At 63.6% G+C, this 16,519-nt stretch carries 15 protein-coding genes; all 15 read left to right on the top strand.

What is annotated here, in order from left to right; all coding sequences use genetic code 11:
* Window positions 1–53: 53 nt before the first annotated feature.
* Entirely contained in the window at window positions 54–1,217 is a 1,164-nt protein-coding gene (nuoE, locus tag AUL33_RS01635) for an NADH-quinone oxidoreductase subunit NuoE (protein ID WP_062203001.1), read from the top strand.
* 14 nt (window positions 1,218–1,231) lie between these two features.
* Window positions 1,232–2,539 (top strand): NADH-quinone oxidoreductase subunit NuoF, encoded by a 1,308-nt coding sequence (gene nuoF, locus AUL33_RS01630; RefSeq protein WP_062202999.1) that lies wholly within the window; start codon window positions 1,232–1,234, stop codon window positions 2,537–2,539.
* A 74-nt stretch (window positions 2,540–2,613) separates the two neighbouring features.
* Window positions 2,614–4,689: an NADH-quinone oxidoreductase subunit NuoG gene (nuoG, locus tag AUL33_RS01625; RefSeq protein ID WP_062202998.1), complete on the top strand. Its 2,076-nt coding sequence runs from the start codon at window positions 2,614–2,616 to the stop codon at window positions 4,687–4,689.
* A 15-nt stretch (window positions 4,690–4,704) separates the two neighbouring features.
* Window positions 4,705–5,751 carry an NADH-quinone oxidoreductase subunit NuoH gene (nuoH, locus tag AUL33_RS01620; RefSeq protein ID WP_062202996.1) on the top strand — a complete coding sequence of 349 codons (1,047 nt, stop codon included), beginning with the start codon at window positions 4,705–4,707 and terminating at the stop codon, window positions 5,749–5,751.
* Window positions 5,748–5,957, top strand: coding sequence for a hypothetical protein (locus AUL33_RS01615; RefSeq protein ID WP_062202993.1), 210 nt, complete (start codon window positions 5,748–5,750; stop codon window positions 5,955–5,957). The genes nuoH and AUL33_RS01615 overlap by 4 nt, the downstream gene beginning before the upstream one ends.
* A gap of 6 nt (window positions 5,958–5,963) precedes the next feature.
* Window positions 5,964–6,455, top strand: a complete 492-nt coding sequence (gene nuoI / locus AUL33_RS01610) for an NADH-quinone oxidoreductase subunit NuoI (protein WP_062202991.1) — start codon at window positions 5,964–5,966, stop codon at window positions 6,453–6,455.
* A 118-nt stretch (window positions 6,456–6,573) separates the two neighbouring features.
* On the top strand, window positions 6,574–7,191 hold the full coding sequence (locus tag AUL33_RS01605; RefSeq protein WP_156419229.1) for an NADH-quinone oxidoreductase subunit J: 618 nt from the start codon (window positions 6,574–6,576) through the stop codon (window positions 7,189–7,191).
* A gap of 21 nt (window positions 7,192–7,212) precedes the next feature.
* Window positions 7,213–7,521 (top strand): NADH-quinone oxidoreductase subunit NuoK, encoded by a 309-nt coding sequence (gene nuoK, locus AUL33_RS01600; protein WP_062202989.1) that lies wholly within the window; start codon window positions 7,213–7,215, stop codon window positions 7,519–7,521.
* 8 nt (window positions 7,522–7,529) lie between these two features.
* On the top strand, window positions 7,530–9,527 hold the full coding sequence (nuoL, locus tag AUL33_RS01595) for an NADH-quinone oxidoreductase subunit L (RefSeq protein WP_062202987.1): 1,998 nt from the start codon (window positions 7,530–7,532) through the stop codon (window positions 9,525–9,527).
* Window positions 9,527–11,035 (top strand): NADH-quinone oxidoreductase subunit M, encoded by a 1,509-nt coding sequence (locus tag AUL33_RS01590; protein WP_062202985.1) that lies wholly within the window; start codon window positions 9,527–9,529, stop codon window positions 11,033–11,035. The genes nuoL and AUL33_RS01590 overlap by 1 nt, the downstream gene beginning before the upstream one ends.
* Before the next feature lie 21 nt (window positions 11,036–11,056).
* On the top strand, window positions 11,057–12,502 hold the full coding sequence (gene nuoN / locus AUL33_RS01585) for an NADH-quinone oxidoreductase subunit NuoN (protein ID WP_062202983.1): 1,446 nt from the start codon (window positions 11,057–11,059) through the stop codon (window positions 12,500–12,502).
* A gap of 6 nt (window positions 12,503–12,508) precedes the next feature.
* On the top strand, window positions 12,509–13,312 hold the full coding sequence (locus AUL33_RS01580) for a biotin--[acetyl-CoA-carboxylase] ligase (RefSeq protein ID WP_062202980.1): 804 nt from the start codon (window positions 12,509–12,511) through the stop codon (window positions 13,310–13,312).
* A 120-nt stretch (window positions 13,313–13,432) separates the two neighbouring features.
* Window positions 13,433–15,043 carry a ribonuclease J gene (locus tag AUL33_RS01575; RefSeq protein ID WP_062203366.1) on the top strand — a complete coding sequence of 537 codons (1,611 nt, stop codon included), beginning with the start codon at window positions 13,433–13,435 and terminating at the stop codon, window positions 15,041–15,043.
* Between the two features lie 93 nt (window positions 15,044–15,136).
* Window positions 15,137–15,403, top strand: a complete 267-nt coding sequence (locus AUL33_RS01570) for a DUF1467 family protein (RefSeq protein ID WP_062202978.1) — start codon at window positions 15,137–15,139, stop codon at window positions 15,401–15,403.
* 417 nt (window positions 15,404–15,820) lie between these two features.
* A partial coding sequence (gene proS, locus AUL33_RS01565; protein WP_156419228.1) for a proline--tRNA ligase occupies window positions 15,821–16,519 on the top strand: 699 nt, incomplete at its 3' end.

Here is a 16,519-nt window from a genome sequence, read left to right as displayed (position 1 = left end):
TTAGAACGCGCCGCAGCATGAGCATGCTGGAACCGTTCTGAAATCGAGGTCCGATGTCCGTCAGACGTCTTGCGGAAGATACCGTTCAGCCGAAGGGCTTCGCCTTCTCGACAGAGAACGCGGGCTGGGCCGAAGACGTGATCCGCAAATATCCCGAAGGCCGGCAGCAGTCCGCCGTGATTCCGCTTCTCATGCGGGCGCAGGAGCAGGACGGTTGGGTGACCAAGGCTGCCATCGAGTATGTCGCGGACAAGCTGCGCATGCCGATGATCCGGGTCCTCGAGGTCGCGACGTTCTATACCCAGTTCCATCTGAAGCCGGTGGGCACGCGCGCTCACGTGCAGATATGCGGCACGACGCCCTGCATGCTGCGGGGTTCGGATGAGCTGAAAGCCACCTGCCGCAAGCACATCCATCCCGAGCCTTTCCATCTGAACGAGAGCGGGACGCTGTCGTGGGAAGAGGTCGAGTGCCTCGGCGCCTGCGTCAACGCGCCGATGGTCATGATCTTCAAGGACACTTACGAGGATCTGACGGGCGAGCGTCTTGCCGAGATCATCGAGGCGTTCGATCGGGGCGAGGGGGCCGGCGTCCGCAAGGGGCCGCAGGTCGACCGCCATCTCTCGGTTCCGATCGGCGGTTTGACGACGTTGAACACGTTCGACGATGACGACGATATCGACCAGGATGCGCCGACGACGTCTGCTGCCGGTTCGGCCCCCGCTTCGGGTGCGGCGTCTCCGTCTCAGGCAGGTCGCGTGAACACGGCGGCACCCGAGACCGATGCTTCGATCGAGGCACCCGGCAAGGCGCCAGCATCCCAATCGCGCGAGGCGGCGGACAAGGCTGCCAGCTTCGATCCTGCAGCCGGTGCCGATCGGCCCGGTTCCGGACAGACCGGCGGCACCCAGCAGGGTCCGACGGGATCGGCCGAGCGGGACAAGGCCGAGTTCGGCGCGGCCTCCGGTTCGACGGATGGCGAACCTCGCTCGGACGGCCCACTAAAAACCAAGGGCGAGGCGGCCGACAAGGCCGTCGTCGACGACACCAAATTCGTCGGTGACGAGAAGCGCCCGTCGCCTGCCGGTGCGGACCTTTCGAACAAGACGAGCGGCGCGAGCGATACGCTTGAAGGCCAGCGCTCGAACACGTCGGACACGACGGGAACCGATGCCGCGACGGATCGCCCGAAGGGCGACGCCGACAAGGTGGATTGAGGCGGAGAGGTTACATGCTGCAGGACCAGGACCGCATCTTCACCAACATCTACGGCCTTCGGGACAAGAGCCTGAAGGGCGCCATGAAGCGCGGCCATTTCGACGGGACGGCAGGTCTCATCGAAAAGGGCCGCGACTGGATCATCAACGAGATGAAGGCCTCGGGCTTGCGCGGACGCGGTGGCGCCGGCTTCCCGACCGGTCTGAAGTGGTCGTTCATGCCGAAAGAGATCGGCGAGCGTCCGCACTATCTCGTCGTCAATGCCGACGAATCCGAACCCGGGACTTGCAAAGACCGGGAGATCATGCGCAACGACCCGTTCACTCTGGTCGAGGGCTGCGTGATCGCCGGCTGCGCGATGAACGCGCACGTCGCCTACATCTACGTACGCGGCGAATACATCCGCGAGCGCGAGGCGCTTCAGCTGGCGATCGACGAGTGCTACGACGCGGGACTGCTCGGTCAGGGCAACAAGTGCGGCTGGGATATGGACATCTACGTCCATCACGGCGCGGGAGCCTATATCTGCGGCGAGGAGACCGCACTTCTCGAAAGCCTCGAGGGAAAGAAGGGCCAGCCGCGCCTCAAGCCGCCATTCCCGGCGAACATGGGGCTCTACGGCTGCCCGACGACGGTCAACAACGTCGAGTCGATCGCCGTGGCGCCAACGATCCTGCGCCGGGGTGGCGCGTGGTTCGCCGGCATCGGTCGTCCCAACAACACCGGCACCAAACTGTTCTCGATCTCGGGCCACGTGAACCGGCCCTGCACGGTCGAGGAATCGATGGGCATCCCGTTCCGCGAGCTGATCGATCGCCACTGCGGCGGCGTGCGCGGTGGCTACGAGAACCTTCTGGCGGTGATCCCCGGCGGTTCGTCCTGCCCGCTGGTCCCGGGGGAGCAGATCCTCGATGCGCCGATGGATTTCGACGGCATGCGAGAGGTCAAGTCGTCCTTCGGAACGGCGGCCGTGATCGTCATGGATCGTTCGACCGACATCGTCCGTGCCATCGCGCGACTCGCTTACTTCTACAAGCACGAGAGCTGCGGCCAGTGCACGCCATGCCGCGAGGGCACCGGCTGGATGTGGCGCGTGATGGAGCGCATGGTCGTCGGCAACGCGCAGAAGCGGGAGATCGACATGCTGCTCGACGTGACGAAGCAGGTCGAGGGCCACACGATCTGCGCCCTTGGCGATGCGGCAGCTTGGCCGATCCAGGGTCTCATCCGCCACTTCCGCGCCGAGATCGAACGGCGCATTGACGAATTCTCCCGCAACGCCGATCTCGACCGGCGTCCCGTCCTCCAGGCTGCCGAGTAGTCGGTCACGAGAGTTCCGAGCGCTCCTAAAAGCGCTCGGTCCGTCTGGCAGGGTCCGGAACGAAGAAGAAGCACATGGCAAAGATCAAAGTCGACGGCAACGAGATCGAGGTTCCCGACCACTATACGCTGCTCCAGGCGGCGGAAGAGGCTGGCGTTGAGATCCCGCGTTTCTGCTTCCACGAGCGGCTGTCGATCGCCGGCAACTGCCGCATGTGCCTGATCGAGGTGAAGGGCGGACCGCCCAAGCCGACGGCATCCTGCGCCATGGGTGTCAAGGATCTGCGGCCGGGGCCGAACGGCGAGGCGCCGGAGATCTTCACCAACACGCCGATGGTGAAGAAGGCCCGCGAGGGCGTCATGGAATTCCTCCTGATCAACCACCCGCTGGATTGCCCGATCTGCGATCAGGGCGGTGAGTGCGACCTGCAGGACCAGGCAATGGCCTTCGGCGTCGACTCGTCGCGCTATCAGGAAAACAAGCGCGCGGTCGAAGACAAGTATATCGGCCCGCTCGTCAAGACGATCATGACGCGGTGCATTCACTGCACGCGCTGTGTCCGCTTCACCACCGAGGTTGCCGGCATTTCCGAGTTGGGTCTCGTCGGTCGCGGCGAGGATGCCGAGATCACGACTTATCTCGAGCAGGCGATGACGTCCGAGCTGCAGGGGAATGTCATCGACCTTTGCCCGGTCGGCGCCCTGACCTCGCGTCCTTATGCGTTCCAGGCGCGCCCTTGGGAGCTGACGAAGACCGAGACGGTCGACGTGATGGATGCCGTCGGCTCGTCGATTCGTGTCGACACGCGCGGCCGTGACGTGATGCGCATCCTGCCGCGCACCAACGACCTCATCAACGAGGAATGGATCTCCGACAAGACGCGCTTCGTCTGGGACGGCCTGCGCACACAGCGTCTCGATCGGCCCTACGTGCGCCGCGACGGACGCCTGCAGCCGGCGAGTTGGCCTGAGGCGTTCGACGCGATCAAGGCGCGTATCTCGGCTGCCGAGCCGACCAAGGTCGGCGCGATCGCCGGCGATCTCGCCGCCGTCGAAGATATGTGGGCGCTGAAGCGTCTGGTCGGTTCGTTGGGTTCGGCCAATATCGATTGCCGGCAGGACGGCTCCAAGATCGATCCGGCCGACGGTCGCGCGTCCTACGTCTTCAACACGTCCATCCCCGGCATCGAAGACGCCGACGCGCTGCTGATCATCGGCGCGAACCCACGCTTCGAAGCGCCTGTCCTCAACGCCAGAATTCGCAAGCGCTGGCGCCGCGGTGATTTCCCGGTGGGCGTGATTGGCGAGAATGCGGACCTGCGCTACGCCGTGACCTATCTCGGTGCCGGGCCGCAGACCCTCGGCGATATCGAGGGGGCCAATGGCGCCTTCTTCGATGCGCTAAAGGCGGCGGAACGCCCGATGATCATCCTCGGCCAAGGCCCGCTGGCCGGCGCCAACGGCGCGGACGTCCTCTCCTCGGTCGCAGCGCTGGCTCGCGAGATCGGTGCGGTGACCAACACGTGGAACGGGTTCAACGTCTTGCACACCGCCGCCTCGCGCGTCGGAGGCCTCGATATCGGCTTCGTGCCGGGGGAGGGCGGATCGTCGGCCACTGAGATGGCGAACGGGGCTGTCGATGTCCTGTTCAACCTCGGCGCCGACGAGATCGAGATCGCTCCCGGGGCGTTCGTCGTCTACATCGGAACACATGGCGACCGGGGCGCCCATCGCGCCGACGTCATCCTGCCGAGCGCCGCCTATACCGAGAAGTCGGGAACATGGGTCAATACGGAAGGCCGCGTCCAGACGGGGTCTCGCGCATCCTTCCCGCCGGGTGATGCCAGAGAGGACTGGGCGATCTTCCGGGCGCTCTCGGCTGTGCTTGGAAAGCCGCTTCCGTTCGACACGCTGGCCGCCCTTCGTCGTGAACTTGTGGCTGCTGTGCCGGTGCTGGCCGAGGATGGCTTGACGAAGGCTGATTCGAACGCGATCACGACGTTGGCCGATCGGTCCGGCGCTCTCGCCGGCGACGCTTTCCGCTCCGGGCTCGGCGACTTCTATCTTACCAATCCGATCGCACGGGCCTCCAAGGTGATGGCCGAGTGCTCGAAGCTCGCGCGCACCGAGCACCTCGAAGCTGCCGAGTAGGGGCGACTGGAACACATGGATATCTTCTGGTCCTACATCTGGCCGGCCATCGTCATCATCGGACAGAGCCTGCTCTTCCTCGTGGTGCTGCTGATCCTGATCGCCTACATCCTGCTGGCCGATCGCAAGATCTGGGCGGCCGTACAGATGCGCCGCGGTCCCAACGTCGTCGGTCCGTTCGGCCTGTTCCAGTCCTTCGCCGATCTCCTGAAGTTCGTTCTGAAGGAGCCGACCGTCCCGGCCTCGGCCGACAAGATCGTCTTCCTCCTGGCGCCGCTCGTCGCGGTGACGCTGGCGTTGGCGACGTTTGCCGTGGTGCCGGTCGCCGAGGGTTGGGTGATTGCCGATATCAATATCGGCATCCTCTACATCTTCGCGATCTCGTCGCTCGAGGTCTACGGCGTGATCATGGGTGGTTGGGCGTCCAATTCGAAATACGCCTTCCTTGGCGCGCTTCGCTCGGCGGCGCAGATGGTGTCATACGAAGTCTCGATCGGCTTCGTCATTGTGACCGTTCTGCTCTGCGTCGGCTCCCTGAACCTGACGGATATCGTTATGGCGCAAATCGACGGTCCTGGCACGATGGTGGGTTTGCCTTCGTCTTTCCTCGACTGGCACTGGCTGTCGCTTTTCCCGATGTTCGTCATCTTCTTCATCTCGGCGCTTGCCGAGACGAACCGGCCGCCTTTCGATCTGCCGGAAGCGGAATCCGAACTCGTCGCTGGCTTCATGGTCGAGTATGGCTCGACGCCGTACATGATGTTCATGCTCGGCGAGTACGCCGCGATCACCCTCATGTGCTCGCTGATGACCATCCTGTTCCTCGGCGGCTGGCTTCCTCCGTTCGGCTTCGTTCCGTTCACCTGGGTTCCCGGCGTGATCTGGTTCCTGCTGAAGGTGGCGCTCTGCTTCTTCATGTTCGCGATGGTCAAGGCGTTCGTGCCTCGCTACCGGTACGACCAGTTGATGCGGCTCGGCTGGAAGGTCTTCCTTCCGATCTCGCTCGCCATGGTCGTCATCGTCGCCTTCGTTCTGCAACTGACCGGTTGGGGCAACGCGTGAGCGCGACCCTCGCGTCTTTCATCGGCCTTGGCGCCGGGCTCGTGCTCGGGCTCGTGGACTATGTCGTCCTTGGCCGGGCAGCCGATGCGGCCGGGCGCGGCGGGGCGCGCACGATCGCCAAGATCGTCCGACTGATGCAACTTATCTTCTTCCCTGTAGCGGGCTGGTTCGTCGGCCCCCTCGTCGCCTCGAACATCGCAGGCTGATCGCTTATGAACGCCATCTCGCAATCCATTCGTTCGCTCTTCCTCATCGAGTTTATCAAGGCGTTTCGCCTGTCGATGCGCTACTTCTTCGCGCCGAAGGCGACCGTGAACTACCCGTTCGAAAAGGGTCCGCAGAGCCCTCGTTTCCGCGGCGAACACGCCTTGCGCCGTTACCCGAACGGCGAAGAGCGCTGCATCGCCTGCAAGCTCTGCGAGGCCATCTGCCCGGCACAGGCGATCACGATCGAAGCCGGTCCGCGCCGCAACGACGGCACGCGCCGCACGGTGCGTTACGACATCGATATGGTGAAGTGCATCTACTGCGGTTTCTGCCAGGAGGCCTGCCCGGTCGACGCGATCGTCGAGGGGCCGAACTTCGAGTTCTCAACGGAAACCCGCGAAGAACTCTACTATGACAAGGACAAGCTTCTCGCGAACGGCGATCGTTGGGAGCGAGAAATCGCGCGCAACATTGCGCTGGACGCCGCGTACCGCTAATCCGCCGCCAACCGCTCGTGTATCGCGAACGGCTCAAAACGTTGCGACTCAAAGCCGGCACCGGACGCATCGAGCGCATCGGGCCTGCAAGACGACGATCTGATCAGGGGAGCCCGGCATGTTGGGGCTGCAAGCCTTCTTCTTCTATGTGTTCGCGCTGATCACCGTCGCCGCCGCGATGATGGTGGTGCTGTCGCGAAACCCCGTCCATTCCGTGCTGTTCCTGATCCTCACCTTCGTGAGCGCCGCCGGACTGTTCCTGCTGACGGGCGCGGAGTTCCTCGCTCTGATCCTCATCGTCGTCTATGTCGGCGCCGTGGCGATCCTCTTCCTCTTCGTGGTCATGATGCTCGATCTCGATTTTGGGCGTATCAAGCATGGCGCGCTCGAATACGCACCGATCGGCGCGATCATTGCAGCGGTTCTCCTGGCCCAGCTGATCATTGCGGTGAGCGGCAACTACTACAATCCCGAACTCTCCGCTGCGACCGTGCTCCCGACGCCTCCGCTTGAGCAGATGTCGAACATCCAGGCGCTGGGGCAGGTGCTGTACACCCGCTACATCTTCTTCTTCCAGATGGCCGGTCTCATCCTCTTCGTCGCCATGGTCGGCGCGATCGTCCTGACGCTGCGCCACAAGCCGGGTCTGAAGCGCCAGTCCATCCCGACGCAGGTCGCCCGCGATCCGAAGACGGCGATCGAGGTCGTCAAGGTCGAGACCGGCAAGGGCGTCTGAGGCGCATCGAAGGAACATCACATGGCAGTCGGCCTCGGACATTTTCTCACAGTCGCCGCGATCCTGTTCGTTACGGGGGTCTTCGGCATCTTCATGAACCGGAAGAACATCATCACGATCCTGATGTCGATCGAGCTGATCCTCCTCGCGGTGAACCTGAACCTCGTGGCGTTTTCGGCCTTTCTCAACGACCTCGCCGGCCAGGTCTTCGCGCTGTTCATTCTGACCGTGGCCGCCGCCGAAGCTGCGATTGGGCTCGCTATCCTCGTGGTCTTCTTCCGCAATCGCGGCTCCATCGCCGTCGATGACGTCAATACGATGAAAGGCTGAGTGCGACGATGTACACTCTGATCGTCCTTCTGCCGCTCATCGGCTTTCTGGTTGCGGCGCTCTTTGGCAACGCGATCGGGCCGAAGGCTTCTGAATACGTCACGTCCGGCCTGCTCATTCTCGCGGCGGTGCTGTCCTGGATCGGCTTCATCTCGTTCGGCTTTGGCAACGGCGAGACGCTCCGGATCACGGTCCTGCACTGGATGCAGGCGGGTGATCTCGACGTGTCCTGGTCACTGCGCATCGACCGGCTGACGCTTGTGATGCTCGTGGTCGTCAACACCGTGTCGGCGCTCGTCCACGTGTACTCGATCGGGTACATGCACCATGACGACTCCCGCCCGCGCTTCTTCGCCTACCTGTCGCTCTTCACATTCGCGATGTTGACGCTGGTGACGGCGAACAACCTCGTCCAGATGTTTTTCGGCTGGGAAGGCGTCGGTCTCGCGTCCTATCTCCTCATCGGTTTCTGGTACAAGAAGCCGTCGGCGAACGCTGCGGCGATGAAGGCCTTCGTCGTCAACCGCGTCGGCGACTTCGGCTTCCTGCTTGGTATCTTCGGCCTCTTCGTCGTCTTCGGTTCGGTCAACCTCGACACGATCTTCGCAGGCGCCGGCCAACTGCTGGCGACGATGGGCGGCGAGCATGCGGAAGCGGCGGGCGAGGGTGCCGCACACGCTGCGCCGCTCCTGCAGTTCGCGGGCTACTCGCTTTCGGCTGGCGGCGCGATGACCGCGATTTGCCTGCTTCTGTTCATGGGCGCCATGGGCAAGTCCGCGCAGATCGGCCTGCACACGTGGCTACCGGACGCGATGGAAGGCCCGACCCCGGTTTCGGCGCTGATCCACGCGGCGACGATGGTGACGGCAGGCGTCTTCATGCTCGCACGCATGTCGCCGGTCTTCGAGCTCAGCCATTCGGCTCTGACCTTCGTCACCTTCATCGGCGCGACCACTGCGTTCTTCGCGGCGACGATCGGTCTGGTGCAGAACGACATCAAGCGCGTCATCGCCTATTCGACGTGTTCTCAGCTTGGCTACATGTTCGTGGCACTCGGCGTCGGTGCTTATGGGGCGGCCGTGTTCCATCTCTTCACGCACGCCTTCTTCAAGGCGCTGCTTTTCCTCGGCGCCGGCTCGGTCATCCATGCCGTGGACGGCGAGCAGGACATGCGGAACATGGGCGGTCTGCGGAAGCATATCCCGAAGACCTACGCCATGATGCTCGTTGGCACGCTCGCGCTGACGGGCTTCCCGTTCACCGCGGGCTACTATTCGAAGGACGCGATCATCGAAAGCGCCTTCGCCGGTGAGAACGCGTTCGCGATGTACGGTTACATCATGACGGTGATCGCAGCGTTGCTGACCAGCTTCTACTCCTGGCGTCTCGTGTTCCTGACCTTCCATGGCAAGCCGCGCGCTTCGCATGAGGTTATGCATCATGTCCACGAGTCGCCACCGATCATGCTGGTGCCGCTCTACGTGCTCGGCGTCGGCGCGCTTCTGGCGGGTCTCGTCTTCTACCCGTTCTTCCTTGGCGGCTCGTACGACGCGTTCTGGAACGGCGCGCTCTTTGCCGGTCCCGAGAACCATATCCTTCACGAGTCCCACGAGGTTCCAGGACTGGTCGTATGGTCGCCGACCATCATGATGGCCCTCGGGTTCTTCCTCGCTTACGTCTTCTACATTCGCTCGCCCGAGCGGCCGAAGCAGATGGCGGCGCGCAACCCCGGCCTCTACCAGTTCCTGCTCAACAAGTGGTACTTCGACGAGCTCTACGACTTTCTGTTCGTGCGTTCGGCCAAGTGGCTCGGCCGCTTCCTGTGGAAGAAGGGTGACGTTGCGGTCATCGATCGGCTCGGGCCGGACGGGATCTCGGCGCGGGTGCTCGACGTCACGAACCGCGTGGTCCAGCTGCAGACCGGTTATCTCTACCACTACGCCTTCGTCATGCTGATCGGCGTCGCCGCGCTCGTCACCTTCATGATGTTCTGGGGAATGATCTGATGTCCGGCTGGCCGATCCTATCGACCGTCACGTTCCTGCCTCTGGTCGGCGTCCTCATCATCCTCTTCACCCGGGACGATAGCGAACTGGCGCGGCGGAATATCCGCAACGTCGCTTTGCTCGTCACGGTCTTCACCTTCTTCCTGTCGCTCTTCATCTGGATCGGCTTCGACAAGGGCGTCGCCGGTTTCCAGATGGTCGAGGAGGCCGCATGGCTTCCGGGCGGGATCTCCTACCGGATGGGCGTCGACGGCATCTCGATGCTGTTCGTGATCCTGACGACCTTCCTCATGCCGATCTGCATCCTAGCCAGCCGGGATTCGGTGACGGTCCGGGTGAAGGAATACATGATCGCGTTTCTCGTTCTGGAGACGCTGGTCGTCGGCGTGTTTTGCGCGCTCGACATTGTTCTCTTCTACCTCTTCTTCGAGGGCTCGCTGATCCCGATGTTCCTCATCATCGGCGTCTGGGGCGGCAAGCGTCGCGTCTACGCGTCCTACAAGTTCTTTCTGTTCACATTTCTCGGTTCGGTCCTGATGCTCGTCGCCATCATGGCGATGTACTGGACGGCGGGTACGACCTCGATCCCCGAGCTTCTGGCCTACCAGTTCCCGGCACAGATGCAGACGTGGCTATGGCTGGCCTTCTTCGCTTCGTTTGCGGTGAAGATGCCGATGTGGCCGGTTCACACCTGGCTTCCGGATGCGCACGTCGAGGCCCCGACGGCAGGTTCCGTCATCCTCGCCGGCATCCTGCTGAAGCTCGGCGGCTACGGCTTCCTGCGCTTTTCGCTGCCGATGTTCCCGCTGGCCTCGGCCGACTTCGCGCCGCTCGTCTTCACGCTTTCCGTCGTCGCGATCATCTACACGTCGCTCGTCGCGCTGATGCAGGAAGACATCAAGAAGTTGATCGCCTACTCGTCGGTGGCGCATATGGGCTTCGTGACCATGGGCATCTTCGCGGCCAACGAGCAGGGCGTGCAGGGCGCCATCTTCCAGATGCTCAGCCACGGCTTGATCTCCGGCGCGCTGTTTCTCTGCGTCGGCGTCGTCTACGACCGCATGCACACACGTGAGATCACGGCGTATGGCGGTCTGGTGAACCGGATGCCCGCTTACGCGGCGATGATGCTGCTCTTCACCATGGGCAATGTCGGATTGCCCGGCACGAGCGGCTTCGTCGGCGAGTTCATGACGCTGATGGGCGTGTTCCGGGTCAATTCGTGGGTCGCGATCTTCGCCGCGACGGGTGTTATCCTGTCGGCCGCCTATGCGCTCTGGCTGTATCGCCGCGTCGTGCTCGGCTCGCTGGACAAAGAGAGTCTGAAGGCGATCCTCGACCTGACGCCGCGCGAGAAGGTTCTGCTCTATCCGCTCGCGGTCCTCACCGTCTTCTTCGGCGTCTATCCGATGCCGGTCTTCAACGTGACCACGGCCTCGGTGCAGCACATGCTCGGCAGCTACACCGCGGCTATCGAGGCGGCGTCCAGCGTCGCGTCGGCGCATTAATCGAACAGGCAAGGCGACCCGATGTTCTCTCAGTTCGTAGCCCAGAGCCTGCCGATCGTCGGACCGGAGTTGATCATGGCGGTCGGCGCCATGATGCTTCTGATGATCGGAACGTTCCGTGGTGAGCGTAGCGGTGGCCTCGTCGTTTCATTGGCGGTCGGGCTGATCCTGTTCGCAGCGTTCTGGCTCGTCGTTGTCGCGCCGGGCGGATCGGCCTTCGGCGGATCGTTCATTCTCGATCCGTTCGCCCGGTTCATGAAGACGCTGGTCTTGGTCGCGTCCGCGGCAGCGCTGTTGATGTCCACCGCCTACATGAAGCGCGAGAAGCTCGACAGTTTCGAGTTCCCCGTGCTGATCGTCCTCTGCACCATCGGCATGATGGTGATGGTCTCGGCGGGCGATCTCATCGCGCTCTATATGGGCCTCGAGCTTCAGTCTCTGGCGATCTACGTGATCGCCGCGATCGCGCGCGATCAGGTGAAGTCGACGGAAGCCGGCCTCAAGTACTTCGTTCTCGGCGCGCTGTCGTCGGGCATGCTGCTCTACGGTGCGTCGCTCGTCTACGGCTTCACCGGCCAGATCGAGTTTCAGGCGATCGCGCGCGCCGTGGCGACGGGCGAGGGGCGGTCGATCGGTCTCTTGATCGGCCTCGTCTTCGTGCTCGTCGGTCTCGCCTTCAAGATCTCGGCCGTTCCGTTCCACATGTGGACGCCGGACGTCTACGAGGGCGCTCCGACGCCGGTGACCGCTCTCCTCGCCGGTGCGCCCAAGGTGGCGGCCGTCGCGCTGCTGACGCGCTTCACGATCCAGGGCTTCGGCCCGCTGACGCACGACTGGCAGCAGGTCATCATCTTCCTGTCGCTGGCGTCGATGCTGTTCGGCGCTTTTGCGGCCATCGGCCAGCGCAACATCAAGCGCCTGATGGCCTATTCGTCGATCGGGCACATGGGCTACGTCCTCGTCGGTCTGGCAGCAGGCGACGAAGCCGGCGTTCGCGGCGTGCTGATCTACATGGCGACCTATGTCGCCATGACGCTCGGTACCTTTGCGGTCATCCTGTCGATGCGCCGTCGCGACGGGATGGTCGAGGAGGTCAGCGAACTCGCGGGACTCTCGCGCACGCAGCCGATCATGGCTCTTGCGCTGACAACGTTGATGCTTTCGCTGGCGGGCCTGCCGCCGCTGCTTGGTTTCTGGGGCAAGTACTACGTGTTCGTCGCTGCGGTCGGTGCCGGGCTCGTGCCTCTGGCGGTGATCGGCGTGATCGCCTCGACGATCGGCCTCTTCTACTATCTGCGCATCGTCAAGGTGATGTGGTTCGACGAGCCGGTCGGTGGCTTCGAACCGGTGGGCCTGCCGCTGAAGCTCGTGATGGGCGCGGCGACCATGCTGGTCTTTCCGGTCTACATCGTGCTGGCAGGACCGCTCTTCGCGGCCGCCGCCGCGGCGGCCCAGACGTTCTTCTGACGGCGAATGAAGGCAGGCAGCCCCGCGCAAAGACGACGGATCGCGTTCGACGAGGTTGGTTCGACCAACACGCTGGCGTTCGAGGCGGCGCGGGCTGACGACCCCGGCATGCTCTGGATCACCGCGGAATGCCAGTCCGCGGGGCGGGGCCGAAGGGGCCGCGCCTGGTTGTCGGAGCGCGGCAATCTCTACATGTCTCTCCTTCTCCTGGATCCTGCTCCGCTGGCCGATCTCGGCAACCTGCCGCTGGTGGTCGCGGTCGGCGTGCGAAACGGGATCGCGGGGCTGGCGGGCATCGACGATGACCGCGTGCGGATCAAGTGGCCCAACGACATTCTCGTGGGCGGTGCCAAGACGGTCGGCATCCTCATCGAAAGCGAAACCTTGCGGTCGGGTCGCCAGGCGGTGGTCATCGGGCTCGGCGTCAACGTTGTGCATTGGCCGGACGACGCGCCCTATGCCGTGACCGGGTTGCGACGCGAGGGCGTCGAGGCTTCGCTGGAAACGATCTTTCAGGGGATCGCTGCGGGCGTCGAAGCCGCCATCGGACTGTGGGACCGCGGCCAGCGGTTCGCTGCCGTGCGACGCGACTGGATTCGCTTCAACACCGGAATGGGCGGCCCGTGCCGCGTCAACCTTCCGGGCGGGCATTTCGCGGAAGGGCGGTTTGCCGATCTTGACCTGCAGGGACGGCTCGTTCTCGAGCGTCACGACGGCGTTCGCGAAACCTATTCGGCGGGCGATCTCTTCCTGCTGCCGCGTGCGGCGCAGGACGATGGCGCCGCCTTTCCTCATCCGTCGCGACCTTAGCGTCGCGCAGACATTCGAACGAAGACTTCGGCAGGCCGCGGCCTTGGCCGATCATGGGAAAGCAGTAAAGTTTTGAACGATTTGGTGTTCGTGCCGCTCGGCGGCCTCGGCGAGATTGGAATGAATCTCGCCCTCTATGGCTACGGTCCATCCGACAACCGCGAATGGATCATGGTGGATTGCGGCGTGTCCTTCGCAGGCCCGGATTTTCCGGGCGTCGATCTCGTGCTCCCCGATATCTCCTTCATCGAGAACCGGCTGAGCGCGCTGAAGGGCATCGTGATCACGCATGCCCATGAGGACCATTACGGCGCGGTGCTCGATCTCTGGCCGCGGCTGAAGGCACCCGTCTATGCGACGCCCTTCACCGCCGCCTTGCTGCAGGCAAAGCGCGAAGGCGAGCCCGGCGCGCCGAAGGTTCCGGTGACGATCTTCCGGGCTGGCGAGACCTTCCAGGTCGGCCCGTTCTCGATCGAGGCCGTGAACGTCACGCACTCGATCCCGGAACCGGTGGCACTGGCAATCCGCACGCCGCTCGGCACCGTCGTTCACACGGGCGACTGGAAGATCGACGCGACGCCGGCTCTCGGCGACCCGACCGACGAGGCGCGTCTGCGCCAGATCGGCGAGGACGGCGTTCTCGCGCTGATCTGCGATTCGACGAACGCGATGCGCGAGGGTGTCTCGCCGAGCGAGCGTCAGGTCACGCAGTCGCTGCAGGAGATCATCGCGGCGGCCAAGGGACGCGTGGCGATCACCACGTTCTCTTCCAATGTCGGCCGAATCCGGTCGATCGCGAAGGCCTCCGACGATGCCGGGCGGCAGGTCCTGCTGATGGGGCGCTCGATGAAGCGGGTCGCGGACGTCGCGGGCGAGCTCGGCTATCTCGACGGGCTTCAACCGTTCGTGGGCGAGCAGGACTTCGGCTATCTGCCGCGCGACAAGGCGGTGATCGTGCTGACCGGCAGCCAGGGCGAGCCGCGTGCCGCTCTTGCTCGCCTATCGCGGGACGAGCATCCGACGGTCGCGCTGTCGAAGGACGATACGGTCATCTTCTCCTCGCGCTCCATTCCGGGCAACGAGAAGGCGATTGGCGACATCAAGAACGCGCTGATCGAGCGCGGCGTCCGGATCATCGAGGACCAGGACAAGCTCGTCCACGTCTCCGGCCATCCCCGGCGCAGCGAGATGAAGCAGATGTACGAGTGGATCCGCCCGAAGATCGCGGTGCCCGCGCACGGCGAGTCGGCGCATCTTTCGGCCCATGCCCAGTTCGCTCGGGATCTGGGCGTGCCCGAGGTCGTCTCGTTGCGTAATGGCCAGATGGTGCGGCTTGCGCCGGGCGCGGCGACGGTCATCGACGAGGTGCCGTTCGGCCGTCTCTACAAGGACGGCTATCTCGTCGGCACCGCCGAGCAGATGGGCATCAACGAGCGTCGGCGTCTATCCTTCGCGGGTCAGGTGTCCGTGCTCATCGAACTGACCGCCAAGCTCGAACTCGAGGTGGATCCCGAAGTCGTCTGCATGGGCCTTCCGGCCAAGGACGAGACGGGCGAGGAAATGTCCGAGGTGCTGATCGACGCCGCTGCCGGCGCGGTCGAGAGCATTCCGAAGGGCCGCCGCAAGGATCTCGAACTCGTGCGCGAGGCGGTTCGTCGGGCAGTCCGGGGCGAGGCGAACGACGCCTGGGGCAAGAAGCCGGCCGTGACAGTGTTCGTCACCCGCGGCTGAGAGGTGCAATCCGGCCGCCGCGATGCGGCCGGATTGCCCTGCGACCATCAAGTGGATGCCGCAAACGGGCATCTCCAGCGAAGGGAAGACATCATGGGGCTCATCACCTCGATCGCCATCTACTTCGTGATCTGGTGGACGGTGCTCTTCGTCGTCCTGCCGTTTGGAATGCGCTCGCAGATCGAGGATGGCGAGATCGTCCTCGGAAGTGCGCACGGGGCGCCGAGCCGGTTCTCCTTTGGGCGGATCGCGCTGATCACGACGGTGGCCGCCGCTGGTGTCTTCGCGCTGTTCTATGTTGTCACGGAAGTTCTCGGTTATGGTCCCGACAGCTTCCCGCATATCGTGCCGGGCACCTGAGGGTTTGCTTTTAATTTAAGCAAAAAAAATGCGAGGCCGAAGCCTCGCATTTGAGATAACCCGATCTGGATCTTAACACCGGATCATGTCCGGGGCAGCGCTTGCGCGCGCCGAAGATCGCGTCCTCCCTGACTCGATCGAGTTGACTCTGCGTCGTTCTGACGCTGTTTTGATGTTTCCACCCTAGGATGAAATCGCAGTTCTTGTCGACAAGATTCGCGCAAGGCTGGAAGAAATTTAGGCGGGACCGCCGCCAAAAGATGCAGACGTCCCATGGGGCTTTCGGAGGCTGCGAGAAAGCTCCCACGCGATCCTTGGCGCCTTCACTTTTCATGGCAGCATCGAACGGTTAAGAAGCCGACACTGGGTCGGCTTCGAGCCGGTGCCGTTTCTCATCCCTTGCCACGACAGGTCTCCATGCGCCTCTCCCGCTACTTCATGCCCATCCTCAAGGAGACGCCGAAGGAGGCCGAGATCGTGTCGCATCGCCTGATGCTGCGCGCGGGGATGATCCGGCAGCAGGCATCCGGCATCTACACGTGGCTGCCGCTCGGCAAGCGGGTTCTCGACAAGATCTCGCAGATCGTGCGTGAGGAGCAGAACCGCTCCGGCGCGGTCGAGATGATGATGCCGACGATCCAGAGCGCCGACCTCTGGCGCGAAAGTGGCCGTTACGACGACTACGGCAAGGAAATGTTGCGGATCGAGGATCGCCACGAACGCGATCTCCTGTTCGGGCCGACGAACGAGGAGATGATCACCGACATCTTCCGGTCCACCGTCCGATCCTACAAGGATCTGCCGCTGAACCTCTACCACATCCAGTGGAAGTTCCGGGACGAGGTGCGACCCCGCTTCGGCGTGATGCGCTCGCGCGAGTTCTTGATGAAGGACGCCTATTCCTTCGATCTCGACTACGAGTCTTCGAAGGTCGCCTACGACCGCATGTTCGTCGCCTACCTGCGGACCTTCGCCCGGATGGGGCTGAAGGCGATCCCGATGCGCGCCGACACCGGGCCGATCGGCGGCAAGCTCAGCCATGAGTTCATCATCCTCGCCTCGACCGGCGAGAGCGAAGTCTTCTGCCACCGCGACTATCTCGACATGGCGGTTCCC

Source organism: Aureimonas sp. AU12 (assembly GCF_001463705.1).
GTDB lineage: Bacteria > Pseudomonadota > Alphaproteobacteria > Rhizobiales > Rhizobiaceae > Aureimonas.
Note: the sequence above shows the minus strand (reverse complement) of the source record. Positions and strands in the feature narration are given on the sequence as shown.

What these genes read in the sequence shown, in the direction of transcription:
- AUL33_RS01570 (WP_062202978.1), top strand. Translation starts at nt 15,137, where the DNA reads ATGGGGCTCATCACCTCGATCGCCATCTACTTCGTGATCTGGTGGACG.
- nuoH (WP_062202996.1), top strand. Translation starts at nt 4,705, where the DNA reads ATGGATATCTTCTGGTCCTACATCTGGCCGGCCATCGTCATCATCGGA.
- nuoG (WP_062202998.1), top strand. Translation starts at nt 2,614, where the DNA reads ATGGCAAAGATCAAAGTCGACGGCAACGAGATCGAGGTTCCCGACCAC.
- nuoF (WP_062202999.1), top strand. Translation starts at nt 1,232, where the DNA reads ATGCTGCAGGACCAGGACCGCATCTTCACCAACATCTACGGCCTTCGG.
- nuoI (WP_062202991.1), top strand. Translation starts at nt 5,964, where the DNA reads ATGAACGCCATCTCGCAATCCATTCGTTCGCTCTTCCTCATCGAGTTT.
- nuoK (WP_062202989.1), top strand. Translation starts at nt 7,213, where the DNA reads ATGGCAGTCGGCCTCGGACATTTTCTCACAGTCGCCGCGATCCTGTTC.
- AUL33_RS01575 (WP_062203366.1), top strand. Translation starts at nt 13,433, where the DNA reads ATGAATCTCGCCCTCTATGGCTACGGTCCATCCGACAACCGCGAATGG.
- AUL33_RS01605 (WP_156419229.1), top strand. Translation starts at nt 6,574, where the DNA reads ATGTTGGGGCTGCAAGCCTTCTTCTTCTATGTGTTCGCGCTGATCACC.
- AUL33_RS01590 (WP_062202985.1), top strand. Translation starts at nt 9,527, where the DNA reads ATGTCCGGCTGGCCGATCCTATCGACCGTCACGTTCCTGCCTCTGGTC.
- nuoL (WP_062202987.1), top strand. Translation starts at nt 7,530, where the DNA reads ATGTACACTCTGATCGTCCTTCTGCCGCTCATCGGCTTTCTGGTTGCG.
- nuoE (WP_062203001.1), top strand. Translation starts at nt 54, where the DNA reads ATGTCCGTCAGACGTCTTGCGGAAGATACCGTTCAGCCGAAGGGCTTC.
- AUL33_RS01580 (WP_062202980.1), top strand. Translation starts at nt 12,509, where the DNA reads ATGAAGGCAGGCAGCCCCGCGCAAAGACGACGGATCGCGTTCGACGAG.
- nuoN (WP_062202983.1), top strand. Translation starts at nt 11,057, where the DNA reads ATGTTCTCTCAGTTCGTAGCCCAGAGCCTGCCGATCGTCGGACCGGAG.